Genomic DNA, 8,834 nt, shown 5'->3' on the forward strand with positions numbered 1-8,834 from the left:
ATGAAACTCCGGATCGCTCATACCGGCCACGCTACCCCGCAGGTTCCCGGTCGGCTCCCGCGCCTTACCCCTCCCGCGCCAGGTGCCAGCGGACGATGCGGAACCCGTGCCGCAGCGCGGCGCCGAGGGCAGCGGGGTCAAGGCCGCCGTCCGGGCGGCGCGGGATCGGGATGAACCGGGCGGCCCGCGGGTTCCCCCGTGGCGATCACGCCGAACAGCCGCTCCACCTCCGCGGCGTCGCCGACCAGCTCAGGGCGGGCGGTCACGTCGCGGTCGCGCAGCCGGATCCGCACGGGCCGCCCGTCGGCCAGGTTGCGGGTCCACCGGCCGCCGCCCGGGGTGAGCAGCACCTCGCCGTCGCGCACGTAGCTCACCGGCTGCCGGTACGCCTTCCCCGTCTTGCGGCCGGTGTAGCGGATCAGCATCAGGTTGCGGCTGAGCGGCGTCGGGACCGGCAGGCTGAGCAGTGCCCGCATGGGCACGTTGACCGCGCGCATGATCCGCGCCCGGCGTGCCATCGCGGCAGCGTTGGTGGCCATGATCGAGGTCCTTCCCTGTCGGCTTACCGTCCGATCGGGCTGCGCCTGAACCAGGCGGCCCGCGCCGTCGAGCGCGCGTTCGACGAGGCGCCGGCGAGGCGGGCGGCACCCTGCCGGTCTGGCTCATCCTGCTCAACCTGAAGATCCGCAAGCCAGGCAACCAGCGGGAACTGGCCGAGGCGGTGGGCGTCCGCGAGGCCACGCTGACCCACCACCTCAACGCGATGGACGCCCGCGGGCTGATCACCCGCAGCCGGGACGCCGCCAACCGCCGGGTCCAGGTGGTCGCGCTGACCGCCGCGGGCGAGGCGGCCTTCGTGCGCCTGCGGGCCGCGGCGATCGCGTTCGACGCCAGGCTGCGCACCGGCATCCCCGACGCCGACCTGGCCACGCTGAGCGCCCTGCTCGGCCGCCTGGCCGCCAACGCGGGCGCCGAGCACGCCACCCGGCCCTGGCCCGGCCTCGCCAACCCCCGCCAGTAGCCGCCTCGGCCCGGCCTCGCCAACCCTATTGGTGGTGGGGCCCCCACCACCAATGAGGCCGCCAGCTCAGCGGCAAAGCGCGGGGGTGCCGGGACAGGAGTGGTCGGCGAGGCGGCGCGCCAGCGGAACGGGGGCGAACCGAACGCGGGGGAGCGGCCCGGCCGGGAGGCAAGCGCGTCAGCGGAACGCGGGGGAGCGGCTCGCCCGGCCGCCAGGCCGGGAGGTCAGCAGCGGGAGGTCGCGGCGGCTGATGACCGTCGACAGCGCGATCGCGCTGGTGGACCGGGCGACCGACGGCGAGCTGTCGATCCGCAGCAGCGTCTGCTGCAGGTCCGCGTGCGAGGTGGCGGCCACCTGGCACAGCACGTCGCCGACCCCGGTGATCGCGTACGCCTCAAGGACGCCGGGGATGGCGGCGAGGTCTTCCCGCACCCGGTCAAGCGCTCCCTGGGTGATCTCCAGGGTGACGAACGCCAGCACGCCGAACCCTGCCGCCGCCAGGTCCACGTCCGGGCCGTAGCCGGTGATCACGCCGGCCTGCTCCATCCGGTCGAGCCGGGCCTGGACCGTGGCCCGCGCGACCCGGGTGATCCGCGACAGCTGCAGCACGCCCGCCCGCGGGTTCTCGCGCAGCGCCGTCACGAGCGCCAGGTCAAGCGCGTCGAGCTCCGGCATCGCCACCTCCGGACTCAGCTAGGCAATCTGCATAGATTATTACCGCATTTCCTCCGCAGAATGCCTCATCTGATGACCACGGGATGGCCTGCTTGCATACAGGAGCCAGGGTCCGTTCTGATGAAGGCGAACTGACAGGAGGTACCCATGACAGCCACGCTCGGCATCGACACGAGCCCGGACGCCCTGGTCGGCATCGTCGACTACGACGCCAGCCGCGACCCGTTCCCCGTGACCGGCTGGGACGCGGTCGTGTGGGCGGCGGGCAACGCCACCCAGTCGGCGCTGTACTTCCAGCTGGCCCTCGGCATGCGGCTCGAGGCGTACTGCGGGCCCGAGACAGGGAACAGGGACCACCACGGCTACGTGCTGCGCAGCGGCGCCGTCCGGTTCGTGGTCAAGGGCGCCGCCTCGCCGGCCAGCCCCCTCGCGGACCACCACAGGACCCACGGCGACGGCGTGCTCGACGTGGCGCTGCAGGTGCCCGACGTGGACAAGTGCGTCGCCCACGCGCGGGCGGCGGGGGCGCGCATCGTCCAGGAGCCGCACGACGTCACCGACCAGCACGGGACGGTGCGGCTGGCGGCGATCGCGGCCTACGGGGACACCGTGCACACGCTCGTGGACCGCTCCCGCTACCGCGGCGTGTACCTGCCGGGCTACGTGCCCCGCAGCGGGGTCGCCAGCGCGGCGCCGCTGTTCACGGCCCTCGACCACGTGGTCGGCAACGTCGAGCTCGGCCGGATGGATGAGTGGGTCGACTTCTACCACCGGGTGATGGGCTTCACCAACATGGCCGAATTCATCGGCGACGACATCGCCACGGAGTATTCGGCGCTGATGAGCAAGGTGGTCGCCAACGGCAACCACCGGGTGAAGTTCCCGCTGAACGAGCCGGCCGCCGGCAAGAAGAAGTCGCAGATCGACGAGTACCTGGAGTTCTACCAGGGACCCGGCGTGCAGCACCTGGCGCTGGCCACCCCGGACATCTGCGCCACCGTGGACGGGCTGACAGCGCGCGGCGTGCAGTTCCTCTCCACGCCCGGCTCGTACTACACCGACCCCGTCCTGCGGACACGGATCGGGCAGGTGCGCGTGCCGATCGATGAGCTGCGCGCGCGCGGCATCCTCGTCGACCGCGACGAGGACGGCTACCTGCTGCAGATCTTCACCAAGCCGATCGGCGACCGGCCCACGGTGTTCTTCGAGTTCATCGAACGGCACGGGTCGCTGGGCTTCGGCAAGGGCAACTTCCAGGCGCTGTTCGAGGCCATCGAGCGCGAGCAGGGACGGCGCGGCAACCTGTAAACCCGACGGGGTCGCGTCAGCCTTCCCTGGCCGGGAGCTCCGTCAGCAGGTCGGGAGCGGTCTCCATGCCGGCCCGCCAGACCGAGCGGGCGACGATCTTGCGCACGTCGGCGCGGTGCGCGTACCGGCCGGCGATGTCGGTGACCTCGCCGAGCAGGCCCTCGGACAGCGTGGTCGGTTCCAGCCCCAGCGCCAGGAACTGGTCGTTGCGCACGGCCAGGTCGTTCTCCTCGGCTTCGCGGCGCGGGTTCGGCAGGTAGGCGATCTCCGCGCCGGTGATGTCGGAGACGAGCTTGGCCAGGTCGAGCACGCGATGGGTCTCGGTCATCTGGTTGAGCACCAGCGGCTTGTCGCCCGTCTGCGGCGGGTTCTCGATCGCGATCTCGATGCACCGCACGGTGTCCTTGATGTGGATGAACGCCCGCGTCTGGCCGCCGGTGCCGTGCACGGTCAGCGGGTGGCCGATGGCGGACTGCATCAGGAACCGGTTCAGCACCGTGCCGTAGTCGCCGTCGTAGTCGAACCGGTTGATCAGCCGCTCGTCCCGCGCCGTCTGCGGAGTCTGGGTGCCCCAGACGATGCCCTGGTGCAGGTCGGTGATCCGCAGCCCGTCGTTCTTGGCGTAGAACGCGAACAGCAGCTGGTCCAGGGTCTTGGTCATGTGGTACACAGACCCCGGGTTGGCCGGGTGCAGGATCTCCCGCTCCAGGTCCCCGTCGGGCGTGGGCACCTTGACGGTCAGGTACCCCTCAGGGATCGGCGCGGACCCGGACCAGCCGTACCCGTACACGCCCATCGTGCCCAGGTGCACCACCGCGGCCTCCACGCCGGTGTCCACGATGGCGGTCAGCAGGTTGTGGGTGGCGCGCACGTTGTTGTCCACCGTGTACCGCTTGGTCTTCGCCGACCGCATCGAATACGGCGCGGCCCGCTGCTCGGCGAAGTGCACGATCGCGTCCGGCCGCAGCTCGCGAAGCAGCGCGGCCAGCCGGTCGTACTCGTTCGCCAGGTCGACGTTGACGAACCCGATCTCGCGCCCGGACACCTCACGCCACGCCTTGATCCGGTCGCTGACCGACACGATCGGAGTCAGCGACTCGACCTCCAAGTCGACGTCGATCTTCCGGCGGGACAGGTTGTCCAAGATGGTGACGTCATGGCCACGGTCCGACAGGTACAGCGAGGTCGGCCAGCCACAGAACCCATCACCGCCGAGTACGAGGACGCGCATTCCGACTCCCAACGCGTTAGCAGCGAATCCTGCGCCGTGACTTTACCTCTCCAGGAGGATGTCCGCCAGGAAAGCCCCGGCGGAGCCGGAACCGGGCGGTCGTTGGCCTGTCCGACGCTTGCTTCTGCCTGGGAGTTTAGCCCGATGTAGCCGCCGCGACGGCTGGTCGCGGCGGTTCGGCACCTTTGTCCCATAGCGGCTGTTTATGCTACCGGCTCCGCCGGCCGCTCGGCGCCGCACCCGGGCCGGCCGTGACGATCATCACGAAAACCTTTGGCGCATGACTAACCGCTCGATGCGGACCGCCGGGGTGAGCAGTTCGCCGACCGCCTCGACAAGCAGCGTCATCTCGTACGAGATCTGGCGCGTATCGCACTCCGGCGAGGTCAGCAGGGCCAGGCTGGAGCCGTCGCTGATCGACTTGACGAACATCAGCCCGCCGTCCATCTCGACCAGCGCCTGGGTCGCGGCACCGCCCTCGAACACCCGCGCCGCCCCCTGCATCAGGCTGGTCAGCCCTGAGGTGATCGCCGCGAGCTGCTGCACGGCATCGGCCGGGATGCCCGACGACAGCGCGAGCGGCACGCCGTCGGCGGATACCACGATCGCGTGCGCGACGTCCTCGACCCGCGTGGTGAATTCGGTGACTAGCCAGTTCAGGTCCTGGCGGTGCGGTTGAGTCAACGACTTGCTTCCTCTCCTGCGCGCGGTGTGCGGCCCGCGGCGTCGCGGCTGCCGAGCTGGAACCCGCTGAGGCGGCTGCGCGCCTGTTCGGCCGACCGCCGCGGCGGTGCCGGCGGGTAGCTCACCGTCGGCGGTTCCGTGTCGTAACCTGGCGCCGGCTCGCTGAAGACCGGGAACTGGCCCGTGCCCCCGTTGCCCGACGCCTGCCTGCCGCCCACCGAACCAGGGAAGAGGTTCGCCTTGGGTATCCGCGTCGGCAGGCCCGCCCCCGTGTTCTCGCCGTGCACCGGCGCGCCCATCGCGTCCGCGCTCCGCCAGCCGCCGTTCATGTCCGCGATCCGCCAGCCGCCGTCAGACCAGGTGTCCACGCCGGACGCGCTGCTCATGACCTCGACGGCGCTGCCGCCGTTCTGCCCGTTCACGGGGGAGGGCCGCTTGGGGCGGAACCAGTTCGACACCGGCCCGCCTGCCGACACCGCCAGCGGCGCGGTGCCGGCCAGCTCGTCCTCGCCCGCGCGCAGCCCGAAGCGGTGCCGGCCGGTCAGCCGCCGGTTGCCCATTCTCGGCTGGGCGGCCGCGGCCTGTGCCGCCAGCTGCGCCGCCCGGTCGCCGTAGCGGATCGCTTCCCGGCCGGTGAGGTTGCCCGGCAGCCAGACCAGGGCCGACAGCCCCTGCGGCAGCGCGGGCCGCAGCCGGACCCGCACCCCGTGCCTGGCGGCGAGCCGCGACACGGCGAACAGGCCCATGTGCCTGGACACCGACACGTCGATCAGCGGCGGATTGTCAAGCCGCCAGTTCATCTCCGCCAGCCTGGACGGCGAGACGCCAACCCCGCTGTCGCGCACCTCGAGCAGCACGCCGCCGCTGGTCAGCTCCTGGCCGGACACGTGCACAGGGGTATCCCGAGGCGAGAACATCGTGGCGTTCTCGACGATCTCCGCGAGCAGGTGCACGACGTCGGCGGCCGCCTGCCCGGACACCGCGATGCCGGGCTGGATGTTGAGCATGACCCTGCTGTACTGCTCGATCTCCGATGTCGCCGCCCGGGCCACGTCGGCGAGCGGCACCGGCTCGCTCCACTTGCGCACGGGCTCTTCCCCGGCCAGCACGAGGAGGTTTTCTGAGTTCCGCCGCATGCGGGTGACCAGGTGGTCCATGGCGAACAGGTTGGACAGCCGGTCGGGATCGTCCTCGTTCTGTTCCAGGGAGTCGATCATGCGCGCCAGCCGCTCGATCAGCGGCACGCTGCGCCGGGACAGGCTGATGAACATGGCGTTGAGGTTGCCGCGCAGCAGCGCCTCGTTGCCCGCGAGCCGCACGGCCTCGCGGTGCACCTGGTCGAAGGCGCGGGCGACCTTGCCGATCTCGTCGGTGGAGTTCACGCTGATCGGCTCGACCTGCAGGCTCGCCTGGGGGTCCGTGGTCTCGCTGAGCTCCGCGACCCGCTCGGGCAGCCGCACGGTGGCGACCTCGAGCGCGTCCGCCTGCAGCCTGCGCAGCGGCTCGACCAGGGACCGGGCGACGATGAGGGTGGCGATCAGCACCAGGAGCAGGACCCCGCCGGTCACCCCGGCGGCGAGGATCTCGGAGTTCCGCGCCCCCTGCTCGAGCATCTGGCTGCGGGCGACGATCGTGCCGGCCAGCTGCTGCTCAAGCGCCCGCATCTTGCTGATGTACCCGCTCATGGCGGTGTACCACGTCTGCGACGCCGACCCGCCGACGGAGGGGCCGAGGGGGCCGAGTCTGGTGGTCTCCTGGCCGAGGTTGCTCCCGCCGAGGACCGCGAGGTAGTTGTCGACCAGCTGGGAGGTGTCCACCTGCGCCCCGTTGACGGTGGCGAGGTAGGCGTTGATCTCGTCGTTCGTGGCCGAGGAGTCGAAGCTCAGCAGGTCGGCGCTCTCCAGCGAGCCCGCGATCAGCAGCGCTTGCTGGGCACCGCCGGTGAAGCTGCCGTCGATGAGCGCGGCGTACAGGATCCCGCGCTGCTGGGAGAGCTCGTCCTTGGCCCTGGAGAGGGCATCGAGCGTGCGCACCTCGTCGGCGAGCACCGGGTCACCGCTGCCGCTGGTGATCTCGTCATTGAGGTCGAACAGGTCGTCTACTTCAGCCGTGTAAGCCTGGATGCTCGATAGCGACGTCCCCTGCAGGGCCTGGGAGCGCAGCGCGCCGAGGCTCGTGGCGATCTGGACGACGTTCTGCGCCTTGGTCTGGGTGATCGCCGGGAACGCGCCGCCGATCTGGCTGGCCAGGGTGGCCACCGGAGCGGCAGCCGCGTTCGTAGCCGCCTGCGCCTGCAGCATCGCGGTGCAGTACGGGGCGACGCTCTTGGTCATCGTCACGCCCGGCGCGCACGGCGCGGCGACGCCACCTCCGGTGTCGTTGCCCGCGGCGGCGTCGTATCCGGCGGTCACGTCGCGCTCGTTCTCCATCGCCTGGGCCAGCGCGGTGACCTGCTGGCCGAGGACGGCGAGCTTGTCTGTCCTGGCGAAGCCGGCCGCGGTGTTGGCGGCGTTGGCTACCCGCAGGCCGCCGAAGACCAGGCCCATGACAAGAGCCAGCACGATGACCGCGACGAGCCGCCGTGACACCGGCCAGTTGCGCAGGGAGAGCGCCGAAACTCTCGAGGGGCGAATCGATGCACGCCGCATAGCGGCATGGCCAGCTGGCCTCGCGCCAGCTGGTACTTCTGGCCTTTTCATGGCTTACGCCCTCGCCTGTCCATGTCTTTTTTCGAAAAATATAGATATCGACATGAGACGAACGAGGCGCAAGTGGACAACCTCGTTCGGCACGCGAATGTGACTAGTTGCACAGTGTAAGCCGATGCTTTCCGGCCATAGGGCAAAATTACGATTTACCCCGTTTAGTTCCCCGTGCCGGAATGTGCATTTCACGGGCGGGCGTGTGCGGTCAGGTCACCGCCGACTTGATGGCGTCCAGGGCCGCGGCGATGTTCTGCGCCGAGTTCGCGTAGGACAGCCGCAGGAAGCCTTCGCCGTGCGCGCCGAACGAGCTGCCCGACAGCGTCGCCACGCCGGCCTCGTCAAGCAGCCTGCCCTGCAGTCGCGCGGCCGTCAGCCCGGTTCCCGTTATGTCGGGGAAGGCGTAGAACGCGCCCTGCGGCTGCACGCAGCTGATGCCGGGGATGTCGTTCAGCCCGGCGACGATGATGTCCCGGCGGCGGCGGAACGTGGCGACCATGTCGCGGACCCCGTCCTGCGGCCCGTCGAGCGCGGCGATCGCCGCGTACTGGCTGAACGCCGACGTGCACGACACGGAGTTGATGGCCAGGCGCGTCACCGGCTCGACGAGCGCGGGCGGGAAGACGCCGAAGCCGAGCCGCCAGCCGGTCATCGCGTACGTCTTCGACCAGCCGTCGAGCAGGATGGTCCGGTCGGCCATCCCGTCGACGTCGAGCACGCTGGCGTGCCCAGGGCCGTACCTGATGGCCCAGTAAACCTCATCGGAGAGCACGGCTATGTCGTGCCGCTGCGCGATCTCCGCGATGGCCGCGCAGTCCTGCCGGGTCAGCGCGCTGCCGCAGGGGTTGTGCGGCGAGTTGATGATGAGCAGCCTGGTGCGCGGGCTGACCAGGCGTTCGAGTTCGCCGGTGTCGATCAGGAAGCCGTTGCCCGCGCGCAGCGGCACGGGTACGGGCGTCGCACCCGCGAACGCGGTGATCGACTCGTACATCGGGAAGCCCGGGTCGGGGTAGAGCACCTCGTCGCCGGGCCCGGCGAGCGCGAGGATGGTGAAGAACATGATCGGCTTGGCGCCCGGGGTCACGACGACGCGGTCCGGGCTGACCCGCATGCGCCCGGTCCGCTCGAGGAACGCGGCCACGGCCTCGCGCAGCGCCGGGATGCCGGGCGCGGGCACGTAGTGCGTATGGCCCGCGCGCAGCGCCTCGACCGC

Annotated in this window: 8 protein-coding genes; 2 read left to right on the forward strand and 6 right to left on the reverse strand. The window is 70.7% G+C overall.

Annotated elements, in window-relative coordinates; genetic code table 11:
• Positions 1 to 137 precede the first annotated feature (137 nt).
• The gene (locus Q1N79_RS24725) at positions 138 to 539 is read right to left on the reverse strand and encodes a nitroreductase/quinone reductase family protein (RefSeq protein ID WP_300612929.1); all 402 of its coding nucleotides are present in this window, start codon (positions 537 to 539) and stop codon (positions 138 to 140) included.
• A gap of 143 nt (positions 540 to 682) precedes the next feature.
• Here Q1N79_RS24725 and Q1N79_RS24730 point away from each other — a divergent pair, with 143 nt between their 5' ends.
• Positions 683 to 1,021 (forward strand): MarR family winged helix-turn-helix transcriptional regulator, encoded by a 339-nt coding sequence (locus tag Q1N79_RS24730; protein WP_300612943.1) that lies wholly within the window; start codon positions 683 to 685, stop codon positions 1,019 to 1,021.
• 177 nt (positions 1,022 to 1,198) lie between these two features.
• On the opposite strand, the gene Q1N79_RS24735 is transcribed toward Q1N79_RS24730, so the two are convergent.
• A complete protein-coding gene (locus Q1N79_RS24735) occupies positions 1,199 to 1,696 on the reverse strand; it encodes an Lrp/AsnC family transcriptional regulator (RefSeq protein ID WP_300612931.1) in 498 nt (165 codons plus the stop codon).
• 147 nt (positions 1,697 to 1,843) lie between these two features.
• On the opposite strand from Q1N79_RS24735, the gene hppD reads away from it, so the two are divergent.
• Entirely contained in the window at positions 1,844 to 3,004 is a 1,161-nt protein-coding gene (gene hppD / locus Q1N79_RS24740) for a 4-hydroxyphenylpyruvate dioxygenase (protein WP_300612933.1), read from the forward strand.
• A 16-nt stretch (positions 3,005 to 3,020) separates the two neighbouring features.
• On the opposite strand, the gene Q1N79_RS24745 is transcribed toward hppD, so the two are convergent.
• The 4 genes from Q1N79_RS24745 to Q1N79_RS24760 form a co-directional block, all read right to left on the reverse strand.
• Positions 3,021 to 4,235 carry an NAD-dependent epimerase/dehydratase family protein gene (locus tag Q1N79_RS24745; protein WP_300612935.1) on the reverse strand — a complete coding sequence of 405 codons (1,215 nt, stop codon included), beginning with the start codon at positions 4,233 to 4,235 and terminating at the stop codon, positions 3,021 to 3,023.
• Positions 4,236 to 4,496: 261 nt separating this feature from the next.
• Positions 4,497 to 4,919: a roadblock/LC7 domain-containing protein gene (locus Q1N79_RS24750; RefSeq protein ID WP_300612937.1), complete on the reverse strand. Its 423-nt coding sequence runs from the start codon at positions 4,917 to 4,919 to the stop codon at positions 4,497 to 4,499.
• A complete protein-coding gene (locus Q1N79_RS24755) occupies positions 4,916 to 7,507 on the reverse strand; it encodes a nitrate- and nitrite sensing domain-containing protein (protein WP_300612939.1) in 2,592 nt (863 codons plus the stop codon). The genes Q1N79_RS24750 and Q1N79_RS24755 overlap by 4 nt, the downstream gene beginning before the upstream one ends.
• Before the next feature lie 322 nt (positions 7,508 to 7,829).
• The coding region (locus Q1N79_RS24760; protein WP_300612941.1) for a pyridoxal phosphate-dependent aminotransferase at positions 7,830 to 8,834 on the reverse strand (1,005 nt) is incomplete at its 5' end.

This window comes from Trebonia sp., from assembly GCF_030042015.1.
Lineage (GTDB): Bacteria > Actinomycetota > Actinomycetes > Streptosporangiales > Streptosporangiaceae > Trebonia.